Annotated in this window: 19 protein-coding genes and 1 riboswitch; of the genes, 11 read left to right on the top strand and 8 right to left on the bottom strand. The window is 62.1% G+C overall.

Features of this window, described 5'->3' with window-relative positions:
* Nucleotides 1–161 precede the first annotated feature (161 nt).
* On the bottom strand, nucleotides 162–890 hold the full coding sequence (locus tag KBX19_RS01415) for a DUF3027 domain-containing protein (RefSeq protein WP_255997134.1): 729 nt from the start codon (nucleotides 888–890) through the stop codon (nucleotides 162–164).
* 38 nt (nucleotides 891–928) lie between these two features.
* Between KBX19_RS01415 and KBX19_RS01420 the strand changes: the two genes are divergently transcribed.
* Together KBX19_RS01420 and KBX19_RS01425 are read left to right on the top strand one after the other, a co-directional pair.
* Nucleotides 929–1,774, top strand: coding sequence for a glutaminyl-peptide cyclotransferase (locus KBX19_RS01420; RefSeq protein WP_370686982.1), 846 nt, complete (start codon nucleotides 929–931; stop codon nucleotides 1,772–1,774).
* A 17-nt stretch (nucleotides 1,775–1,791) separates the two neighbouring features.
* Entirely contained in the window at nucleotides 1,792–2,328 is a 537-nt protein-coding gene (locus KBX19_RS01425) for a DUF2771 domain-containing protein (protein ID WP_005291461.1), read from the top strand.
* An 18-nt stretch (nucleotides 2,329–2,346) separates the two neighbouring features.
* Here the strand turns inward: KBX19_RS01425 and KBX19_RS01430 are convergent, their stop codons facing one another.
* Complete coding sequence (locus KBX19_RS01430; protein ID WP_005291463.1) at nucleotides 2,347–2,730, bottom strand: cold-shock protein; 384 nt, start codon at nucleotides 2,728–2,730, stop codon at nucleotides 2,347–2,349.
* Between the two features lie 434 nt (nucleotides 2,731–3,164).
* A riboswitch (cyclic di-AMP (ydaO/yuaA leader) is annotated at nucleotides 3,165–3,365 on the top strand.
* Nucleotides 3,366–3,374: 9 nt separating this feature from the next.
* Between KBX19_RS01430 and KBX19_RS01435 the strand changes: the two genes are divergently transcribed.
* Entirely contained in the window at nucleotides 3,375–4,028 is a 654-nt protein-coding gene (locus tag KBX19_RS01435; RefSeq protein WP_005291464.1) for a resuscitation-promoting factor Rpf1 domain-containing protein, read from the top strand.
* Nucleotides 4,029–4,113: 85 nt separating this feature from the next.
* Here KBX19_RS01435 and KBX19_RS01440 read toward each other — a convergent pair whose 3' ends face one another.
* Nucleotides 4,114–5,526: a YeeE/YedE thiosulfate transporter family protein gene (locus KBX19_RS01440; protein ID WP_255997136.1), complete on the bottom strand. Its 1,413-nt coding sequence runs from the start codon at nucleotides 5,524–5,526 to the stop codon at nucleotides 4,114–4,116.
* Between the two features lie 169 nt (nucleotides 5,527–5,695).
* Entirely contained in the window at nucleotides 5,696–5,896 is a 201-nt protein-coding gene (locus tag KBX19_RS01445; RefSeq protein WP_255995776.1) for a hypothetical protein, read from the bottom strand.
* 53 nt (nucleotides 5,897–5,949) lie between these two features.
* Between KBX19_RS01445 and KBX19_RS01450 the strand changes: the two genes are divergently transcribed.
* Nucleotides 5,950–8,013: a helicase-associated domain-containing protein gene (locus KBX19_RS01450; protein WP_255997137.1), complete on the top strand. Its 2,064-nt coding sequence runs from the start codon at nucleotides 5,950–5,952 to the stop codon at nucleotides 8,011–8,013.
* On the opposite strand, the gene KBX19_RS01455 is transcribed toward KBX19_RS01450, so the two are convergent.
* A complete protein-coding gene (locus KBX19_RS01455) occupies nucleotides 8,010–10,826 on the bottom strand; it encodes an FAD-binding and (Fe-S)-binding domain-containing protein (protein WP_255997138.1) in 2,817 nt (938 codons plus the stop codon). The two genes, KBX19_RS01450 and KBX19_RS01455, sit on opposite strands and share 4 nt — an antisense overlap.
* 86 nt (nucleotides 10,827–10,912) lie before the next feature.
* On the opposite strand from KBX19_RS01455, the gene KBX19_RS01460 reads away from it, so the two are divergent.
* The 4 genes from KBX19_RS01460 to KBX19_RS01475 are packed head-to-tail and all read left to right on the top strand — an operon-like array spanning nucleotide 10,913 to nucleotide 13,762.
* Entirely contained in the window at nucleotides 10,913–11,170 is a 258-nt protein-coding gene (locus KBX19_RS01460; RefSeq protein ID WP_255997139.1) for a helix-turn-helix transcriptional regulator, read from the top strand.
* Nucleotides 11,167–11,685, top strand: a complete 519-nt coding sequence (locus KBX19_RS01465; protein WP_005291477.1) for a hypothetical protein — start codon at nucleotides 11,167–11,169, stop codon at nucleotides 11,683–11,685. The genes KBX19_RS01460 and KBX19_RS01465 overlap by 4 nt, the downstream gene beginning before the upstream one ends.
* Complete coding sequence (locus KBX19_RS01470) at nucleotides 11,685–12,563, top strand: ABC transporter ATP-binding protein (protein ID WP_005291479.1); 879 nt, start codon at nucleotides 11,685–11,687, stop codon at nucleotides 12,561–12,563. Before KBX19_RS01465 ends, KBX19_RS01470 begins: the two co-directional genes overlap by 1 nt.
* Nucleotides 12,563–13,762 (top strand): ABC transporter permease, encoded by a 1,200-nt coding sequence (locus tag KBX19_RS01475; protein ID WP_255997140.1) that lies wholly within the window; start codon nucleotides 12,563–12,565, stop codon nucleotides 13,760–13,762. The genes KBX19_RS01470 and KBX19_RS01475 overlap by 1 nt, the downstream gene beginning before the upstream one ends.
* A 28-nt stretch (nucleotides 13,763–13,790) precedes the next feature.
* On the opposite strand, the gene KBX19_RS01480 is transcribed toward KBX19_RS01475, so the two are convergent.
* On the bottom strand, nucleotides 13,791–14,075 hold the full coding sequence (locus tag KBX19_RS01480) for a type II toxin-antitoxin system RelE/ParE family toxin (RefSeq protein ID WP_255997157.1): 285 nt from the start codon (nucleotides 14,073–14,075) through the stop codon (nucleotides 13,791–13,793).
* Entirely contained in the window at nucleotides 14,059–14,310 is a 252-nt protein-coding gene (locus KBX19_RS01485) for a type II toxin-antitoxin system ParD family antitoxin (protein WP_255997141.1), read from the bottom strand. The genes KBX19_RS01480 and KBX19_RS01485 overlap by 17 nt, the downstream gene beginning before the upstream one ends.
* 101 nt (nucleotides 14,311–14,411) lie before the next feature.
* On the opposite strand from KBX19_RS01485, the gene KBX19_RS01490 reads away from it, so the two are divergent.
* The 3 genes from KBX19_RS01490 to KBX19_RS01500 all read left to right on the top strand — a co-directional run bounded on the left by KBX19_RS01490 (nucleotide 14,412) and on the right by KBX19_RS01500 (nucleotide 18,719).
* Nucleotides 14,412–16,052, top strand: a complete 1,641-nt coding sequence (locus KBX19_RS01490) for a DNA repair helicase XPB (protein ID WP_255997142.1) — start codon at nucleotides 14,412–14,414, stop codon at nucleotides 16,050–16,052.
* A 35-nt stretch (nucleotides 16,053–16,087) separates the two neighbouring features.
* Nucleotides 16,088–16,732 carry a DUF3239 domain-containing protein gene (locus tag KBX19_RS01495; RefSeq protein WP_255997143.1) on the top strand — a complete coding sequence of 215 codons (645 nt, stop codon included), beginning with the start codon at nucleotides 16,088–16,090 and terminating at the stop codon, nucleotides 16,730–16,732.
* A gap of 154 nt (nucleotides 16,733–16,886) precedes the next feature.
* Entirely contained in the window at nucleotides 16,887–18,719 is a 1,833-nt protein-coding gene (locus KBX19_RS01500; RefSeq protein ID WP_255997144.1) for a metallophosphoesterase family protein, read from the top strand.
* Between the two features lie 89 nt (nucleotides 18,720–18,808).
* Here KBX19_RS01500 and KBX19_RS01505 read toward each other — a convergent pair whose 3' ends face one another.
* Nucleotides 18,809–19,624, bottom strand: coding sequence for a sulfite exporter TauE/SafE family protein (locus tag KBX19_RS01505; RefSeq protein ID WP_255995788.1), 816 nt, complete (start codon nucleotides 19,622–19,624; stop codon nucleotides 18,809–18,811).
* Nucleotides 19,625–19,874 lie beyond the last annotated feature (250 nt).

Genomic DNA, 19,874 nt, shown 5'->3' on the forward strand with positions numbered 1-19,874 from the left:
CTGCGTCAGCTGTGACCTTGGTCGATCCAGAGGTGGATCCAGCCGATGCGGGTTGATCGCTCACGGGCGCGTCCCCTTTTCATGACAAGCAAACGGAAAATGACGCGATAAGCGTCCCACTACACGGGCGTTTTTCCAAAACGGGTGCGCCCTTTCGGCGGCTAGAAGACGGGGCTTTCGTCGTCGTAAAGCTCCCCGGCACCCTCGAGCTCGTGGGAGGCCACCTTGGTTTCGGAGTGGGCGCCACACCCGTAGACGGCGGCGACAACGTGGCCGTCAGCGGAGTATTCGTTGGAGCAGATACCGAAGTTCTTGCCCAGGGGCTCGGCGGCCGGAATATAAAAGGCGCAGGTCCGGCACTGTAGAGCGGCTTGGCTGGCGTGGGCCGAATTGGGGCCGTAGTCGCCGCGGCGCCACCTCTCCTTGGCGGCGCGCAGCCCGGCGGTGGTCAGATACTGGTTGGTTTCGCGGCCGGGGAAGGTGACGGCATCGGGGGCGAAGGAGTCGTCGGTGAGGCGCTCATCGTCAGGCGCGGGCTCCATTAGGTCACCCGGGCGCAGGTCGCCGGGGCGGACGCGTTCGCTGTAGGGCACCCAGTCGGGAGCCTGCAAGGCATCGCCGGTGGGGGCGGGCACGAGGGCGACCTCGTTCACTGTCACATAGTCAGCACCGTCAGCGCAGGCAACGACCGCATTCCATTCCCAGCCAGGGTAGCCCGGCACGGACGCTTCGAAGCGGTGCGTCGCCACGTTGCCGCTCATGCCGTGGACGCCGATGTGGTCGCCGATCTCCCCTTGATCGAGCTCTTCGAGAGCCTGCCGCGCAGTATCTACGGCGGAGGCGCTGAGAAGCGGTCCGGTTTGTTGACGTCGCGAGTTTCTTCGTGGCACGCATCCATTATTGCGCACCGTGTTGCAAGATAGACCGTATGGTCCACTCCCCAAATCGAGTCCGGCTCCCCCAGATCGCTATGTCTGCGGTGACAGCAGTGAGCATTATCGGTCTCACCGCGTGCGCCCCGTCGAGATCGGAGGGCTCTAGCGAGCAGCAAGATCCGGGCCAGGTCGAGCAGCTGACAGTTGATGTCCTCGAACGCTACGACTTCGACGAGAGCAGTTTCACCCAAGGTCTAGAGGTCGCTCCTGACGGCACGCTCTACGTGGCTACCGGCCAGGAGGGCGAGTCGCGCATCTACCGCTCCACGATCGCGGGCGAGGAACTAGCAAGCCAGGATTTGGACCGTGAGTTCTTCGGAGAGGGCATGACGCGGGTTGACGACCATTTGTGGCAACTCACCTGGCAAAACGGGATTGCCATCAAGCGCGATGCGGACACGCTCGATGAGATCGACCGGGTGAACTACGACGGCGATGGCTGGGGCATTTGCCACCGCGACGACGGCGGGGAGGTCATCTTCAGCGACGGCAGTGACCAGCTGCGCCGCATCGACCCTGACACCTTTGCCGAACGTGAACGCTTCACTGTCACTATGGACGAGCAGCCCATCGAGGGACTCAACGAGCTCGAGTGCGTCGGCGACGACATCTACGCCAATATCTTCATGACTACGGACATCGTGCGCATCAATGCGGACACGGGTGCTGTCGAAGCGCTTATCGACGCCTCTTCTCTGCAAAACAACGCCACCCCCGATCCCAATCACGTCCTCAACGGGATCGCCTACCTCCCCAACACGTCTGGCGCCGGCCAGGAGTTTCTCCTGTCCGGCAAACGCTGGCCCGACCTGTACCGCGTGAAGTTCGTCCCGCAGTAGACCGTAGAGTTAAAGGCATGGGCAGCACGAAATCTCGCACAACACGCACTGCACGTAACCAGCGGTCCGTCGTCATGCTGGCGGTCATTGCCGTGGTCATCGTCGCTATTGTGGCCGGGCTGTACTTCTACATGGATTGGCAGAACAACCGTCCCGGCACCCCACCACAGGAGATCGAGGTCACGGCCAGCGCCGGCGAATCCGGTGACGAGGTGTCGACGATGCCCTTCTCCATTTGTGAGTTCGGTCAGGAGTGCCCCGAGGGCGATGTCGCGCTGCTCCCCGTCGAGCCCGGCACCGAAAACGTCCGCGTCAGCGTGCCGAACGACGTGGCCCAACTGCAGTGGTCCCTGCTGAGCATTTACGACGACCCCGCCGCTAACACTGAGCGCACCTTCACCCCCGGTGAGGCAGACGAGGTCGATGTCCCCGTCGTCTCCGAGGATGCGAATCTCGTGGTGATCGAAATTTCTGCGCTCATGGTCGGCGCCGATGCGCAAGGTGAAGAAACCCCGGTCATGGTCACCTGGGCCTTCTCCACCGAAGCGTCATAAGCCTCATAGCGGGACTGGCTAGGCATCGAGCTCCTTGGCCACCGCGCGCAGGATCTCGGCGATCTGGCGAGCTTCTTTACGCTCCGGGTAACGGCCAGCGTCCAGGGCGGGTTGGACTTGGGTTTCCAGCATCGACATGACATCGGCGAGCATGCTGGCGAGTTCCTCGGGTTTGCGGCGGTTGACGGCGCGGCGGCGGGGAGCGTCGAGAAGCTTGACGCGCAATGCCTGCGGGCCGCGACGGCCAGCTGCGAAATCGAATTCAATGCGCTGGCCGGGGTGCAGATCCTCAACGCCGTCGGGCAGCACGTTCTTGCCCACGTAGACATCCTCGTCCCCCGGGTTGGAGACGAAGCCGAAGCCCTTCTCCGCGTCGAACCACTTCACTTTTCCTACTGGCATTAGTCATTCACCACCGTTAATCACTAGGGCTATCCATCTTAGTTACTGGCTTAGAACAACCCACCGGCAGGGCAAAACATTCCCTTTGCCGCACCCCCACTTTCGTGCCGTCCACACGTCAAGTAACTGGCACCTCATCAGCCACACGCGAACTGGGCCTTTGCGGAGCCGCTTCCGACGGCACGAAAATGCGCGTTTGCTTATGCTTTACGACGAACCCGCCACCCCGGCTAACACGCCAACACAACCCAATGTTAGATAGGTCACATTTTCAATGTTTGCGCAGGCAGCGCGGGCAAAACGTGCGCAGGTTGAGTCACATCAGTCACACTGACAACAACTTGCTTCCGGAACGTGACTGAATCGTTATAAACCGCTAGAGTTACGCTCATGCCCACAGACGGGCGTGCAATTCAAGCTACGAGCCACGTTCAATTTTGTCCGGCTCGATGCCCGATATAACTCAACAGGACAGAAGCGGGGGACCCACCCGCGCGGGAATATTTTCCGGCGCAACGCGGACCCTCACACTCGAGACCGCTAGGGGTGAAGCCGCACGCCGCGGCCAGGCGGTTAAAATCCCCTCAGCCTGAACCCGACAGCTCACCCCGCAGACGTAGAACAAGAGAGGAAAACACACCCCTATGGGACGTCACCGCAAGCAGAACTCCAAGGCCGTGTCCGCTAAGGCACTGGCTGGCGCTACCGCAGCCATCGCCACCACCGCACTTGTCGCGCCGACCGCGTCCGCAGCTCCGGACTCCGACTGGGACCGCCTGGCTCAGTGCGAGGCTGGCGGCAACTGGCACATCAACACCGGTAACGGCTACTACGGCGGTCTGCAGTTCTCCGCTTCCACCTGGCGCGCATACGGCGGCGGCGAGTTCGCACCGTACGCACACCAGGCAACCCGCGAGCAGCAGATTGCTGTCGCGGAGCGCACCCTCGCAAGCCAGGGCTGGGGCGCATGGCCGGCATGCTCCCGCAAGCTGGGCCTGAACTCCGCACCGACCCCGCGCACCGCACCGGCAGCGAAGCCGGCTCCGGCACCGAAGCCGGCCGCAGCTCCGCAGCCGAAGAAGAACAACGAGCTCGAGGTGGACAAGCTCTACAAGTCCCTCACCCGCGAGCTGAACAACCGCGGCCTGAATGTCCCGCCACAGGTTGAGGCAACATACAAGGCCAACCGCAACGACTACAACGCGTTCTACCAGGCCAACAAGGACTTGATCGACGCTCTCCTGTCTGGCGATGCACAGGCTTTCATCGCTGCTGTGAACGCTCGTCTCCCGCGCTAAGCCGGTAGCTAAACAGCACGCACAAAGGGCTTGATTCCGACGAGATCGGAATCAAGCCCTTTTCGTTTGTGCAACGGCGCTCAGCCTAGGAAGCGCCATCCTTAACGACTGTGATCTGCCAGCCAGCCTTCTGGTTCTGCACAAAGTCCTTCACGGAGTGGCCATCGTCGGCGGCCCACTGGGGAATGGATTCTGTAGCCTGCGTGCAATCGAAATCGATCACCAAGGCCTCACCGCTGTCCAGCTCAGCGATCGCGTCCTTCGCTCCAATGAGCGGGAAGGGGCACACGGCGCCGAGAGTGTCCAGCTTGTAGCGGCCGCCACCAAGTGGGAGGGCCTTACGGGCCTGCTTCGGCCTCGTCTGCACTGCCAATGCGCCGTTAGCGACCGGGAAGCTGAAAGCCGGGGTGGCCTCTTGACTGTCGTGAACAGCATCGTGACTGGAACGGACAGACTCATCGGTGGTGTACAAGTCTCCAGCGTCCTCGGGGGACACTCCCGCCTTGCTGGGCTTTAGCCAGATCTTCGCACCGATATAGACACCAGCCGCAATGAAGATGAGTGCGACCCAGCCCTGGTAGCTAAACAGGGACGTTTGAACCATGCCGTTGCCCACGGTGCAGCCGCCGGCCAGAGAGGCACCGACACCCATGCCGATTCCCCCGACGATGGCGCGCACGCTCGTGACTGCGTCCGGAACCCGAACTCGGAATTCGCCGGAGGCCTTCGCCGCAATGAACGCTCCGACGAAAAGGCCAAGCACCAGCAGGGTGCCCCAGTTAACATACTCCGCTTCGCCAGTGACAATGTAGGAGGTCACGTGGGAAGTGGGGGTGGTGATCCCCAGGCCGTCATTACGTCCAGTCGCGGCTGACAGCGGCCACGCGATAACACCGAGTACGCCAATGACGGCTCCGGCAACGTACGGGTGCAACGCCTTGCGGTACCACGGTGCGTCGAGGGTCACCTTCGGGGCAGCGGCATCCTGCTCAAGGTAAAAGTGAGCGGCATATGCGGTGGCCAGCGCCAGTGGGATGGCAAACCACCAAGCGGACACACCGAACGTTTCTGGCAGAGTGGTCCAGCCGGTATCCCATTGCTTCATCCAGTCGTTGAATCCCGACAACGCGCCGTTCTTCATTGCGGCAGCGGACAGACCGTAGAACACTAACGCGAACCAGGAGCCAACGAGCCCCTCAGCCGAGCGGTACCACGTACCCGACGCACACCCGCCTGCAAGAACAATGGATAGGCCGAAGATGAGGCCGCCCACGATCACGGCGAGCGGGGCGAAGGTGCGGTACTCCGGCGCGATGACGCCCAAGGATGTCAGAGCCGCCAAGCCGACCGCATGCACAGCGATGACGATGAAAAGGGCGACTAGACCACGGCCCTTCTTCTGTAGGAACACGTCGCGCATCATGCCCGTCACGCAGAATCTACCCCTCTGCATAACAGCGCCGAGCGCAACTCCCACCGCTAATCCGGACACAAGCATGAAAACCTCCCGATAAAAGGGAACTAGTACTGACCTGTGAAAGAATAGCCGTTCTGCACCAATCTGTCTATAAACCCACCCATTCAACTAGACCAAGCGGTATAGTCACACGTGCAAAAAAGATCCGCGCCATGCGTTTTTGCACGGTGCGGATCTATGTCAGCAGCGACTACTGCGCGATGTTGATGCGCGTCGTCGGGTGAACGTACCCGGTCTCCTCCCACGGGCGGGGCAGGATCAGGTCGTCGCCGTAGGGACTGGATGCGCCTGTGAGCTTGGAGGAAATCTCCGTCACCGGGTGACCGTTGCCCGGGGTGTGGGCGGGCCAAGCCGGGTTGATCTGGGTGATGTTGTCAACGTCTTTAGCCATGGACATCATTCTTTCACGCCGGAAGGGAAAACGCACGTAAAATCACCCCCGCAATGACTTCCTTCACCCGTTCGCTCACCGAACTCGACGACGGCGCGCTACGCCGGCTCATCTCCGCCCGCCCGGACGCGTTCTTCCCCGCGCCACCGCAGATCGCTTCGCTGGCAACTCGCCTTGCGCTTCCAGGGTCGATTGCACGAGCTTTACGACGCTTGACCGCCCCCGACCTGGCACTCCTGGAACGCCTCGCCGATGCCGGGGCAGAATTCGACCCGTACGATGCCACTGCTGAGGCGGGAGAAGGAGCACTCGATAATCTCCGCGCGCATGCGCTGGTCTTCGGTAAGGACGATGAGCTCCGCATTGCACCGGGGGTGTTGAGCGCAGTGCCCGCCGGCTGGCGCGTGACCGATCGTGCGCCGGACGACTTCGACGACCTGATGGCGGAAATCTCCGGACCAGAGCGCAAGGTGCTGGAAAGGCTCGCCACCAACGGCGGCGTGGGCACCACCAAGGCCGCCGCCCCAGACGCGGATCCGACGACGCCGATCGGCACCCTCATCGCCAAGGGCCTCCTCGTTCGCGTCGATTCAAGCAGCGTCCGGCTCCCCCGACCTGTCCGCGATGTGCTGCGCGGCCACCCGCCACGGACCTTCCCCATGACGGAACCGTCTGCCCCGAGCATCGACCAGGACAGCGTCGACACCGCCGCCACGACGCAGGGGCTCGACGCCGTGCGCCAATTGCGCCAGTTGATCACGCTACTACTCGCTGAGCCCGTCCCGCTGAACAAGGACGGCTCCGTCGGCGTGCGCGTACGAACGAACGTAGGCAAAGAACTCGGCTTCGACCCAGCGTTATTGATCACCATCGGTGAATCTGCCGGGCTGATCGGCCGCGGCAATGTGGACGACACCGATGTACTTGCTGCTACGAAGGACGCCCTGACGTGGCTGGATGCGACGTTGCCCGACCAGTGGGCGATCCTGCTCACGGGATGGGCTGCTTCCCCGTGGCGGACGGACAAGGAGGAAAAGCTCCTCTCGCCGGAGATGCACTCCCCCGACGCCCGCGGCGCACGCCTGACCATCCTGCACCACCACGGCGATCCTCAGCGACTCTTCTACTTTGCTCCCCTGGCAGCCTCCCAGTTTCCGCCGTCATTCATCGACACCACCGTCGAAGAAGCCCGTTTCGTCGGCGCCTTGGATGCAACGCCTGCCGCATCGACACCGTTGAAAGCACTCTTAGAAAACGCGGACATCGCCGCCGCCACCCGCGCGCTCGTACCGGCCCCGGTGGACATGCTTATCGCACAGGCGGACATGACGGTGCTCGCCCCCGGCCCGCTGGAACTGGAGATGGTTGCATTCCTGGAGAACATCGCGCAGCTCGAGTCGCCTGGCGTAGCCAGCGTCTGGCGCATCACCGACGCATCCGTCCGCCGCGGCCTGGACAGTGGGCTGACCGCCGACGAGATTCATTCCTGGCTGAACGACCATGTCATGGGCGAGGTCCCCCAGGGCATCACATTCCTCATCGACGACACCGCTCGGACCCACGGCTCCATCCGCGCGGGAGCCGCAATGAGCTATCTCCGCAGCGCGGACCCTGCGCTGATCACAACGGCGTCGGTGAAGCTCAGTGGAATCATCCGCCCGCTCGCGCCCACCGTCGCGGTCTCGCAGCTTCCGCTGCCGAAGCTCATGCACGCCCTGCGCAAGGCCGGTCTCCAGCCCACCGCGGAGGACGAGACCGGAGCACAGCTGAACATGGCGCCGGAGCGGGCGCTCGTTCCGGCCACCCCGTCGCGCCTACCGCGCCCGGCCACCGTCACCGACGAGCAGGCCGAACGGATCATCGCGCGACTGCGCTCGGAGGGCACCAGCGCGGAGCCCGCGCCGCCATCCGCCGGGGACACGATCGAGGTCCTCCGCGCGGCGGCGCGCGGCAAGCGCCAGGTCACGCTGGGCTACGTGGACAAGAACGGCCGCGGCCGGACGCTCACCGCCCTGCCTTTGTCGGTATCTGCCGGGCAGGTCGACGTGCACGTCGCCGCCACTGACAGGGTGGTGCGCATCGCGTTGCCGCGCATCACCAAGGTCGTGATGGCCTAGCGGCTCACCCGCTCGAGCACCTCCAGCACGTGCTCGTAGTCCTTGCCCGTCGCGGCGGTCAAACCTAGCTCGCACGTGCGGTTGGAGGAGGCGTGGCACTCGGAGTCGAATTCGGCGACTTCCTCCGCCTCACGCTTCGTGGCAGCCTGGGTCAACTCCGGGTGGAGCATGCCGCGGTCGCCGGCGTAGCCGCAGCAGTTCCACTCCGGCGGCACGTTGACCGTCTCGGCGGCGGCAGCGGCGACCTGCTTCAGATCGTCGTTAAGCGAAAGGTGCGTAGTCGAGCACGTCGGGTGCAACGTGATCGAATCGATCTTGTCAGTGACGTCGAGCTTGTCCACCACCTTGTCGCCCACGAATGCGACAGCGTCGATGACAGTGATGCCGATGGTCTCCGCCATGTCCTGGAAGCCGTGTGTGCAACTGGTGGCGTCGACGATGACAGGTAGGCGGCCGCCATCGGTGGCGGCGATGAGCTCGTCGTTGACGCGGCGCTGCATGATGTCGTGTCCGGCGGCCATGCCTTTCGACGCCCACGGAGTGCCGCAGCACATGCCGTCGATGCCTTCCGGCACGACGAGCGACAGCCCGGCGCGCTCGACCAGTTTGGCGAATGCGGCTGACGCGCCAATGCCATCGCCCTGCGGGCCGAACATGGAGTTCACGCAGGCAGGAACGAACACGCCGACGGGCTCAGCATTCGGGTCGCCGATCCGTGTGCCGAACGCCTTGGCGCGGGAAGTACCGCCCTTGGTCAGCTCCGGGCGGTACGACGGCACGGTGTCCTCGCCGACAAGCGCGCGGGCAACGCCAGTGACCTTCTCCACGAGGGAAGACGGCAGGTAGTACGCGCCGGTAAGCGCGGTGGACGCGAGCTTATTGCCCGGGCCCCATGCCTTCGCAGCGGCGGCCCAGCCGGCGGATTCGACGGCACCGGCCTGTCCGCGGCGTAGCGACTTAATGAATTTTCCGGTGTCGATGCCCACCGGGCAGGCGGTCACGCACATCGAGTCGACGGCGCAGGTATCGATGCCCTCGTACTGGTATTCGGCGTCGATGTGCGTGACCAACTCGGTATCGCCGTCCTTGATCGCTTGCGCACGGGCGCGGCGGACCACGATGCGCTGGCGCGGCGTCATGGTGAGATCGCGCGACGGGCAGACCGGCTCGCAGTAGCCGCACTCCACGCACGAGTCGATTTCGTCTTCGACCTGTGGGTTGAGCTTGAAGTTCTTCATGTGCTCGCGGTCATCATCGGTGATGATCACCCCCGGGTTCATCACCCCGCGCGGGTCGACGGCGCGCTTGAGCTCCACCATGACCTCGTAGAGTTCGTCGCCGTACTGGCGGCGCACGTACGGTGCCATAACGCGGCCGGTGCCGTGCTCAGCCTTGAGGTTTCCTCCCGCGCCGAGCACGAGATCCACCATCGCCTCGTTGAACCCGTCGTAGCGGCCCAAGTTCTCATCGCCCTCGAACCGGTCGGTGATGAGGAAGTGGATATTGCCGTCCTTGGCATGGCCAAAGATGACAGCGTCGTCGTAGGAGTATTCGTCAAACAGCCCCTGCAGCCCGCCGCAGGTGTCGGCCAGATCCTCGACCGGCACGGCAATGTCCTCCAGCAGCGCCGTCGTGCCGGACGGGCGCGCCTCCGCGACCTGGGCGTAGAGGCCCTTGCGGAAAGCCCACGCCTTCGCAGCTTGTTTCGGGTCGGTGGAGAATTCCGCAGGCGTGGCCAGATCCAGCTCGCCCAAGAGCTTCGTGCCGGCGCGCTCGTACTCGCGCAGCTGCTCTTCCTCGTTCGCGTGGTACTCGATGAGCAGCGCGGCGTGCTGGTCCAGCTCGAAGCCGGTGATCTGCTCCGGCACCGAGTCAAAACCGCGGCCGACCGCGATGGAGCGCGAATCCATCAGCTCGAGCGTCGCGGCCTTGGAATCGAACAGCGCGGGCAACGAGCGCGTCGCCGCATCGATCGTCGGGTACACCGCGATCGTGGTGGTTTTCAGCTTGGGCACCTCGACCGTGCGCAGCACCGCCTCAGCGATGAACGCCAGGGTGCCCTCCGAGGCGACCAGCAGGTGCGTGAAGATCTCCAGCGGAGACTCGTAGTCCAGGAACGCGTTGAGCGAGTAGCCCATCGTGTTCTTCAGCGCGAAGTGCTGCTCGATCTTCTTCACGGATTCAGCATTGCCGCGAACGCGACGCTTCAATTGCTCGAGCTTTTCCGCGAGCTCCGGTTCCTCCCGTGCAAACTGCGCCTCCGCATCCGCATGCGCGGTGTCGATGACGGTGCCGGACGGCAGCACGAACGTCAAGGATTCGAGCGTGTTGTAGGTGTTGTACTGCGTGCCGCACGCCATACCGGAGGAGTTATTGGAAATCACGCCGCCGAGCGTGGCCGCACCTTCGGAAGCAGGATCGGGACCGAGTTTCCGGCCGTAGGGCGCGAGGTGCGCGTTGACCTGCCGCACCGTCGAGCCGGGTTGGACGCGCACACGTTTACCGGCATCGAGGACCTCGACGCCGCGGAAGTGCTTGCGGACGTCGACAAGCATGCCCCCGCCCCCAGCCTGCCCGGACAGCGAGGTACCGCCCGCACGCAGCACGACTGGCGTGCCGGACGATGCCGATGCCCGGAAGGCCGCGGCGACATCGTTCGCGTTGCGCGCTTCCGCGACCACCTGCGGGGTGTACAGGAAGTGCGATGCATCGTGCGCGTACTTGATCCGATCGATCTGGCGGGTGGAAATCGTCTGATCGGAGCCTAATTCGCGGGCCAGATGCGCAGCAGGGGATGTGATTGTTGCAGTCATAGTTTCATGCTATCCCCATCGGGTTCACCAAACTTTTTTCCTCCAATTCGTTGACAGATTGTTGGGTTTATACAACACTTGATTGTGTGGCAGCACGAAAAGAACCGAAGAGTCCGATTTTCAATCGGGTTCGCGTACTGAGGACTGAGCGCGACATGTCGCGCAACCAACTCGCGGAACTCATCGACGTGAACCCGCAGACCATCGGCGCTTTGGAACGCGGCGACCACTCCCCCAGCCTCGATCTCGCTTTCCGCGTCTGCGAGGTCTTTGAGCTCCCGGTCGAAGCGGTTTTTTCGCGCAATGAATTCGCCCCTATGTCGAAGGAGCTCTACAAGCGATGACTTCCATATCAAGACAGAACCGAGCATCACTTCCAGGCTCTAAAAGAGTACGCAACCAGAAAGCGACGCGTGTTCTCATCGCGGTTTACTTTGCTGGCTTGATCGTTGCGGCGCTACTGTTCGGCATCTCACTGATCGCAGAACTAGATTCGTGGCCGTTCTCGCTGTCGTACATCGTGGCCATGCTCCTCTCCATGGCCGCGTGGACCTATATCCGCGGGGCTAACGACAGCAAGGACCGGTTACCAGATTCGCAGCTCGATGAATACGAGCGCGACATCTTCGCCACATGGCGTCAACGCGCGTTCAAGGCATATTCGGCGCTCACTTTCGTAGGCGGAGCTGGGTTTCTCTTGTATGCCAAGTTCATCGCCGACTCCGGCAATAGCGTCGCTTACGAAACGGCCGGCCTGTACATGGTGTTCACCTACCTGTTCGTGGCCACCCTGCCCATGATCGGCTTCGCTGCCACCATTAACCGCGACCACCCTGAAGACCAGCCAGTGGAGGAATAATGACCACGTTAGAGATAAAAGACTTGCACAAAAGCTATGGCGACGTCACTGCGCTCGACGGCATGACTTTCAATGTCGGTGACGGCGAAATTTACGGCTTCGTTGGTTCCAACGGCGCCGGCAAGTCCACCACAATGCGCATCGCGCTCGGCGTGCTCGAGGCCGATTCCGGTGAAGTCCTCCTCGACGGCACCCCGCTTGACGACGCCACGCGGCGCCGCATTGGCTACATGCCCGAAGAGCGCGGCCTGTACGGCAAGGAGAAAGTCCTCGACCAGCTGGTCTTTTTGGCTCAGCTCCACGGTGTCGACCGAGCCGCCGCGAAAAAGCGCGGCGAGGACCTGCTAGGCGAGCTCGGCCTGGGCGAGCGTGTGAACGACAAGCTTGACGATCTCTCGCTGGGCAACCAGCAGCGCGTCCAGCTCGCCGCAAGCTTGATCCACGGCCCGGACATCCTCATCCTCGACGAGCCGTTCTCCGGCCTCGACCCCGTCGCTGTGGACGTCATGAGCACCATGCTCACCGACCGCGCCCGCAATGGTGTCCCCGTCGTTTTCTCATCCCACCAGCTCGACCTCGTCCAGCGCCTGTGCGACCGCGTCGGCATCGTCACCCGCGGCCGCATGGTCGCCGAAGGCACAGTCGACGAGCTGCGCACCCACGGCCCGATCCGCTACAAGGTCGGCACCACGGCCCGCGGATGGTTCCCGGAGGGCACGACGCTTATCGACGACGCCGCGAACCACGTCATCCTCGAGACCTCTTCCACCGGCGACGACCAGCGCATCCTGCACGCTGCCCTTGCCGCCGGCGATGTCCATGAATTCACCCGTGTCGTCCCCGACCTGACCGACCTGTTCAAGGAGGTTGTGAAGTAATGACCACGAGCACCTATTCCCCGCTCCACACCGTCCTCACCACCGCTAAGCGCGAGATCCAGATTCTGTTCAGCAAGAAATCCGTGATCATCACCCTGGTCATCATGCTCGTGGCCATTCTCGCAGCCGTCGGTTTCGCGTCCTGGCAGAAGGATAAGGACCCAGAGGACAAAGCCACGCCGGTGGCGGTAGTCAACGTCGATAAGCAGACGCTCGAGGGGTCCGGCCTTGAGGCCCGCGATGTTGCCGACCGCACGGAAGCCGAGAACCTCGTGCGTGACGGTGATGTCGATGCCGCGCTCGTCGCTGAAAACGACACTTGGCAGGTCATCTCCGACGGTCTTCCCGACACTTCCGTGATGACCACCGTGGATGCCCTCGCCGAGTCCTATTCACAAGCCGCCGCGCTGGAACAGCTGGGCATTTCACCCACCGACTTCCAGTCCGCCTCCCCAGAGATCAACGTCGAAGCAGTAAACATTGCCAATATCGACGAAGGCAAAGACGATGCTGCTTCCGAACAGGACTTCGCACGCCTGCTCACCGCATTCATCTTGCTCATGCTCATCGTGTTCATGGTGATCACCTTCGCCGCGCAGGTGGGCAGCCGCGTGACGGAGGAGAAGTCCTCCCGCGTCGTCGAGCTCGTCCTCGCTGCCGTCCGTCCGCTGGACTTCCTGGCCGGGAAGATCCTGGGCAACCTCGTCTTCGGCTTCATCTCCACCGCGATCTTGCTCGGCGCTGGTTTCGCCGCGCTGCAGTTCACAGGTCTGCTGGAAGATATCAGCATCGAATGGTCCATCCTGCCCATCATGCTCGTCTCCTACCTGCTGGCCATGCTCTTCTTCGCCGGCCTCTACGCCGCTGCCGGCGCGATGGTCCAGCGCACTGAAGACCTCCAGTCCACACAGATGCCCGTCCTGCTGCTGATCATTGTCAGCGCCTACATTCCGGCATTCGGCTGGATGGCCACAGACGCCACCTGGATGCAGGTGGCCAGCTGGATCCCGCCGGTATCCATCTTCGCCGCACCACTGTCGTACGCGGCCGGCGACTTCACCGCACTTCAGCTCACGGGCTCCCTCGCCCTGGCTGCCGTAGCGACCGTGGTCGTCGTCTGGATCGCCGCGCGCATTTACCGCCGCACCATCCTCAACAACGGCCAAACCACCAAGTGGTCGGAGGCACTGCGGGGCTAGCTTCCTATCTGGATCTGTTCCGTGCGCCTTAGAGGTGCCGGGACGGGTCCATTTTTTGATGGAGCACGCGAATCACAATCACGCCTCGATCATCGAGACGATAGATGATCATGTGACTGCCTGCGGCCCGTTGACGGTACCCAGAAATCCCCGGCACTAGCTTCCCCGAAGTCGGTTGATTGGCAATCCAGGCAAATTGCCTTTCCAAAGTTCGCAAATAGCGCTCCGCCTGTGCTGGCCCCCATTGAGTTTCGGAATAGGACCAGATTCCCCGCAGGTCCTCAACGGCTTCTTCCTTAAGCCGGTATGTCATTGCCACGCTTCATTTTTTTTATGAACTTATTGAAATCAAAGTCCTCTGCGAGACCAGACTCCTCCCCCTTCTGGATCTCACGACGCAGGACCTCTAGCCGCTGCTCGTAGTCCTCAATCATGCGGAGGCCAGCGCGGATCACTTCACTGGACGTCGCATAGCGTCCACTTGCCACCATCTGAGCGATGAATTCCTCATAGTGCGGCCCAAGGGTTACGGACGTGTTCTTAGCCATGCACAAATAGTACCAATTTTAGGTATCCGCTCCGTGTCTACCGCCGGGGACCCCTAACCCTGCCAGCACTACGCTAGTACCAGGCAGGCATAATGTCCCGTATGCCTTTAGGTGACGGCCCGCTCATCGTTCAGTCCGACAAGACTGTCCTCCTCGACGTCGCGCATCCGGAAGCTGCGCAGGCGCGTGCGGCGATTGCCCCGTTCGCGGAGCTGGAGCGCGCGCCGGAGCACGTCCACACTTACCGGATTACGCCGTTGGCGCTGTGGAACGCCCGCGCCGCCGGGTTCGACGCAGAGCAGGCCGTGGACGTCCTCGAGCGTTTCTCGCGCTTCCCCGTTCCCCAAGCCTTGCTTATCGACGTCGCCGAGACGATGGCCCGCTACGGCCGCATTCGCTTGATCAAGCATCCGGCCCACGGCCTCATCCTCGAAGCCGATGAGGAAACGATCCTCACCGAGATCCAGCGCAATAAGAAGATCAAACCCATGCTGGGCGCTCCGATCGACGCTACGACGGCTCCCGTTCACCCCTCCGAACGCGGCCATATCAAGCAGGAGCTGACCAAGATCGGGTGGCCGGTCGAGGACCTTGCCGGCTACGTCGACGGCGAATCCCACCCAATCGAGCTCAACCACGACGGCTGGGAGCTGCGCGATTATCAGCAATACGCCACCGAGTCATTCTGGGAGGGCGGCTCCGGCGTCGTGGTGCTGCCCTGCGGAGCAGGCAAAACGATCGTCGGTGCGGCATCCATGGCGCAGGCGCAGACAACCACGTTAATCCTAGTCACCAACACGGTCGCTGGACGGCAGTGGCGCGATGAACTGTTGCGCCGCACCACGCTCACGCCAGAGGAGATCGGCGAGTATTCCGGCGAGCGCAAGGAGATCCGCCCTGTCACCATTGCCACATACCAGGTGGTCACACGCAAAACACAGGGCGAGTACAAGGCTTTGGAGCTGTTCGACTCTCGCGACTGGGGCCTGATCATCTACGACGAGGTCCACCTCCTCCCCGCCCCTGTCTTCCGCATGGCGGCGGATCTCCAGTCGCGCCGCAGGCTCGGCCTGACCGCCACGCTCGTGCGTGAGGACGGCCGCGAGGACGACGTGTTCTCCCTCATCGGCCCGAAGCGGTACGACGCCCCGTGGAAAGAGCTCGAGATGGCCGGCTACATTGCCACCGCCGAATGCGTCGAGGTCCGCACGGCACTCAGCTCCGAGGAAAAGATGGTGTACGCCACCGCCGAGACCCGCGAAAGGTACCGGGTGGCGGCGTGTAGTGAGGGGAAGCTGGGTGTCGTCGATAAGCTTCTTGCGCAACACGATGGCGAGCAGATCCTCATTATTGGGGCGTTCATCGAACAGCTCGAAGAGATCGCCGCACGCACAGGCGCACCGCTTATCGACGGCAAAACATCGACCACCCAACGCGAATCCTTCTTCGACGCGTTCCGGAGTGGCGAGCTGCGCACGCTGGTGGTCTCGAAGGTGGCGAACTTCTCCATCGATTTGCCGGAAGCAGCCGTGGGCATTCAAGTCTCCGGCACCTTCGGATCGCGCCAAGAAGAGGCGCAGCGGCTGGGGCGGCTGCTCCGGCCGAAAGAAGACGGCAAAGAGGCGCTGTTCTACACCATCGTCGCGCGCGACACTCTCGACGCCGAGTACGCCGCGCGCCGCCAGCGATTCCTCGCGGAACAGGGCTACGCCTACCGGCTTGTCGACGCCGCCGACCTCTGACCAGCACACATCGCGCGACCGTTTATCCTTGAAGAATGCACTTCCACTTCGACGTCGACGAGGCCTTTGCCAAGCAGCACAACGAAATGCTCCGGGACACCCGCAAGGCAGTCATCTCCGGTGTTTCACTGTTTGTCATCTGTCTTATCGCGGGCCTGCTCGTCTGGTTCTTGGTGGATCCGGCTTCGCCGTGGCGATGGGTCGGCGGACTCGGCCTGATCTTTTTCGGGTTGATGATGCTGCTCGTCGCGTTTCTGGTTCCCCGTTCTGTCGGCTCGGCCCAGGACCTGTATGACCGCTATCCGCTCGTACCGGCGGTGATCGCTGAGGTCAACCCCCGCGACAGCGTCATCATGGCGCTTGTGAACATCAACGTCGACGAGAACCAGCCACCGACGTACGCGGCGGCGCTGCGGACCGTGACCGCGATCCCTGGGATGGATACCCCCAAAAAAGGCATGAAGCTACCGGCCGTGGCTGTCGGCGGACGGCGCACGACACGCGACACGGAGCACTTCCAAGAGGTGAGCCCGATGCCGATCGCGTGGGCGACACCGGATGCGGAGGTCGTGGATAAGGCGCGCGAAGCAATCCCACAAGAACAGTGGCAGAAGCTGGAAAAGGCGCGGAAACGTTACGACGAGGCCAAGGAAACCCCATATAACCTGCTTACTCTCTGACTTCCCCGCGATAGCGCTACCCCGTCTTTCAGGAAAGCTCTAAAGTCCTGCAAGATTGTTCATTTTGAATTTAGGCTCGGGAAACCTCGGGTTAGGGCGGCATGCCCACAGTGGATAGTGACCACTCCGACAACAACATGCCGAAGGTTTTCACGTGTTCACCAAATCCAAGTATTTCAAAACCATTGCGATCGTTTCCGGTTCCGCACTGTTCATCACCGCGTGCACCGCGGAGAATGAGAACGGCGAGAACGTAGCTGAAGAAACCGCTACCGCCACCGAAACCGATGTCGAGGAAGTTGACCCGGTCTACGGTGAAAAGAACGGTCTTGACCTGATTGAACTCCAGGACGACAAGCCCGAGGTTGCAGACGTCGAGGTTGATAATGAGCCTGACCGTATTGCCATGAACCTCATGGAGGACACCTCCACTGAGATGGGCTTCAACTGGTACACCAAGGATGACCTCGATGACTCCATGCTGCTCGTCTCCGAGCAGGAGGACATGTCCGACGCCAAGGAGTTCCCCGCTGAGACCACCGAGGTGACCAACCGTTACGCCGAGCGCGATAAGGACGGCTACTACATCTACTCCGCCGTGACCTTCGACGACGAGGGCGACATGCTCGTTGACGATGAAGGTAACCCCGAGGAGGTCGAGGGCTACTTCACCGACGAGCAGATCGACCGCGAAAACACGAAGTGGACTGCTGACGGTTCGAAGCTTGCGCACCTTTCGCTTGTCGACGTCAAGGAGCACTCCAACAAGGCGACCGCCACCGGCCTTGAGCCCAACAAGACCTACTACTTCCAGGTCGGTTCCGAGTCTGAGGGGTACTCCGAGACCGGTACGTTCACCACCTCGAACCCGGATGAGGAGAGCTTCCAATTCATCCACTACACCGACACTCAGAACGCCTACTGGAACGAGCATGTGAACAACGAGGCGGCGTACGGCGCCAACACCTTGGAGAAGGCCATGGAGGTCGCTCCGGACGCCAACTTCGCGCTCCACACCGGTGACTTCGTTGAGACCGCGGCCGTCGAGGATGAGTGGGTCGATAACCTCAACGCTTCCCACGACGCCAACATTAAGCTGCCGCACGCCTACACGCCGGGTAACCACGATGAGTACAACCTGCGTTGGGAAGAGGGCGTTCACGAGACCGCCTTCAACGAGCACACCAACGTGCCCGTCAGCAATGACAAGATCGATGGCGGCTCCTACTACTCCTTCGACTACTCCGGCGCACACTTCGTGGTGATGAACACCAACGACAACAAGGAGTCTGACGACAACCCGGACGAGGGTGCAGTCGGCCGCGAGCAGATGGAGTGGGCGAAGGAGGACATCCGTAAGGCCCGCGAGAACGGTGCGAACTGGATCATCCTGGCCTACCACAAGCCGGTCTACTCCGCGTCCTACCACTCCCTGCAGGACGAGGACGTCCAGGTCACCCGTGAGGAGTTCGTCCAGATGGCTGACGAGCTCGACGTCGACCTGGTTCTCCAGGGCCACGACCACAACCTGACCCGCACGAAGTCCCTGACGTATAGCCCGGACAACTTCTCCTACGGCGAAGTCGAGGACACCGAAAAGCGTGAGATCGACGGCGTTGAGCACCACGTCAACCCGGACGGTGTCACCTACGTCATCCCGAACACCTCGGGCACCAAGACCTACGACGCGATCTACCAGAAGGGTGCAGACCACGTTCACAAGGTCCGCGAGAAGCTCGACTGGATGACTGAAGAGGACGTTGACACCTGGAACGAGCTTTTCGACGTCGCTGAGCAGCCGGAGAAGACTCCGAAGTTCGACCACAAGCACGACAACTACCGCCAGTCGACCATCCAGAGCTTCGCCGTCTACACCGTCACCGAGAAGGAATTCAAGATCGACTTCTACCAGGTCGAGGGTGACCTGCACAACGGTGAGGACCGCGAGGTCAAGCTGTACAACTCCTACGGCATCACTAAGGAGTAAATGCTCGCAGGTGGCTGATCACCCAGCCGCGTGAGACAAGAAAAGCCGGGCATAAGCCCGGCTTTTCGCATTGCTATCTGCTCACGCTTCTAGATGAACTGGCGAATGAGCGCAATGACCGCGACAACAACGATGACACCCTTGAGGAAGCGGTTGGAGACCCGCTTAGCAATGCGGGCGCCGACCAGTCCGCCAATGACACCGCCGGCCGCGAGGATGAGAACACCGAGCCATAGAACCTCAGCTCCAAAGAAGAGGTAGGCGATGAGGTACACCAGTGCCGCGACGGTGTTGACGATCATGGACAGGAAATTCTTCACCGGGTTGACGTCCTTGAACGACCTACCAGTGCCCACGCCCATGACAGCCAAGTAGATGATGCCCTGAGCCGCGGTGAAGAACCCGCCGTAGACGGATGCTAGACCCATCGCTCCGACGAGGCCAGGCTTCTTGTACGCCTCCCCCACAGGCTCGTCGCTTTCCGCCTGCACCTCGGCATTACGGGTCTCCGAATCCTTGCCCACACGCGCAAGCGTGTCGACGATCCGCTGCTGGAACACCACCAACAGCAATGCCACAACGATGAGGATCGGAATAACGAAGTCGAGCGCACGGGTCGGTGTGAACAATAACAGCAACGAGCCCGACGCCGCACCAATAATGGTCATGATGATCAGTGGACGCAGCCACGGCATCTCACGCTTCGTCTCGTGGCGGAAGCCCCACGCTGAACCAAAAGACGCGAACATTAGGCCGATCGTGTTGGTGCGTACCGCCACACCGGGTGGCACGCCCATGGCGAGAAGCACCGGGAGCGTGAGCAGCGAACCCGAACCCACAGCGGAGTTGATAATGCCCGCCATGATGCCCATGAAGAACAGCAGAATCGAGGGTAGAACGTCCACGGAAACCTCCCAGCAGGCAAACTATCAAGCCCTTGCATCGTACGTCACCAGGGAAGATGCGGCGAAATTGAGCGGCGTGATTGCGTTGGGAGGGGTTCATCCCGTATGCGGCGTTATGGCGTCTTTGGGCGTGCGAAAAGCACCCTGGGCACGGTGTGTGTCCGGGGTGCTTGTGTATTGAGTTGTTTTTGTTGTTGTTGGTCGGCGGTAACTTACTCTCCCACACCCTCCCGGGTGCAGTACCATCAGC

This window comes from Corynebacterium sp. CCUG 71335 (assembly GCF_024454075.1).
Lineage (GTDB): Bacteria > Actinomycetota > Actinomycetes > Mycobacteriales > Mycobacteriaceae > Corynebacterium > Corynebacterium genitalium.